Source organism: Neobacillus drentensis, assembly GCF_036966985.1.
Classification (GTDB): Bacteria; Bacillota; Bacilli; order Bacillales; family Cytobacillaceae; genus Neobacillus; species Neobacillus drentensis_E.
The window spans coordinates 7,486-8,963 of the sequence record NZ_JBALSN010000504.1 but is presented as its reverse complement, the minus strand read 5'-3'; the positions used below and the strand labels follow the sequence as shown (position 1 = coordinate 8,963).

Sequence of the window (1,478 nt, the reverse complement as noted above, 5' to 3'; positions counted from 1 at the left end):
TTCTAGGGTATAGTGGCAAAATGTTACTTAGTACACTTCTCAACGGTACCCTTATCTTTCCTTTCGGAAAGAGTTTCTACCGAAACACTGGTGTACATTCTCCTAGAACATTAACGGACGTATTGCGTATAGCAAGGCACTTCACCAAGCAGGCGTTAGACCCCTTGTGTGCTTACCATTCCGACTTCTCTTGGGCGTTGTCACGACCAATCAGGTTTGTGTTTATGCGACAAACCAACGCAAAGTTTTACTAGATAATTGTTTTATACGTGCAATCTCACGATTGTGCAGTTCAACAAAGTTGTCCCATTTTACGTTGCATAAGTCCACGTCAATAGAATTGAGCATTTCAGTCGTGTTTCCGATTAAGAAAGCACTATATAAATCACGTTGGATACGAAATCCTCCAATGACATTCCAACGTTCTGAAAGTTGCTTCTTCGTATATTCACCAGTCAAATGATTGAATTGACTAGCCTTTGTAGCATAGGTATTTATTTTCTTGATTGACCTACCTTGATAACCAAGTTTTCGGTCAATAATGGTTAGCAGCATAGCAGGCGCATGATTACCAATTGATTTACCATACCGTTTCTTAGCGTTAATCTTGCCGTTCTTCTTATTTCTGGTAGTTTTCTTCACTCGTTTTTGTAGCGATTGAAATCGCATGGTTTCCACTCGTACATCAAAACCGAGTTCTAAGATTTCGTTCGCTAACTTCTCATGCGACTGTTTCTGTTGGACCGCAATTTTACAATATAGTTCTTTTCGCTCACGGCGGAGTTGAATATAACGCTTGGAATACGTCCACGTCCTTCTACCTTTATTAATAGTACCGTTCTCATTATAGTTTTGTAGGTTAGTGGCATACTTTGACCTGTCCATAGCTCGATGAATACAACGAAGCTTTTTCTCGTCAGCTTGGCATTCCGGAGCTAGTTCTCGAAGTTGTACGGTTTTTTCACTACTAATGGCGATTGTAGATGAACCAATGTCGAGACCTACACGTTTGGTTTCATCCTCAACCATCTTCCGCTTTCGTTTTGTTGGCGGATAGCCTTCTTGAATGAGCTGAACAAAAAAGCGAACCTTGCCACGCACTTCACGTTGTAAGATTCGCACGTACTTTGTCTTATCCATTAAGGCTAGGTGTGCATATTCATCCTTTGCTTTTGGTATAACAGGGATACAAAGCCAGTTCTTTGGCCTGGGATGTTCCTTTGTTGGCTTATCTCCCCAAAGAATATTGCCCTCTTTATACCGCAAGCCAGTAGCATTTGATTTGTTTTCAACCGAAATATCATCAGCTAACCCTTTGAAGTGCACTTTTTTTGCTTTTCCAAAGTGTAGTTTCTCTACAGCTCGAAAAGCCCTTGTAGCAAGTTTTTGTGCTTCAAAGCTGCCGATATTTTCTTTAAATTTGTGCTGAGCAGGTTTCACAAAATTGTGCAAACCATATTCAGAAAAGTCGTAGGCTA

At 40.6% G+C, this 1,478-nt stretch carries 1 protein-coding gene; it reads right to left on the bottom strand.

The window, feature by feature from the left end:
* Window positions 1-222 precede the first annotated feature (222 nt).
* The coding region (locus tag V7659_RS26640; RefSeq protein WP_335543100.1) for a transposase at window positions 223-1,478 on the bottom strand (1,256 nt) is incomplete at its 5' end.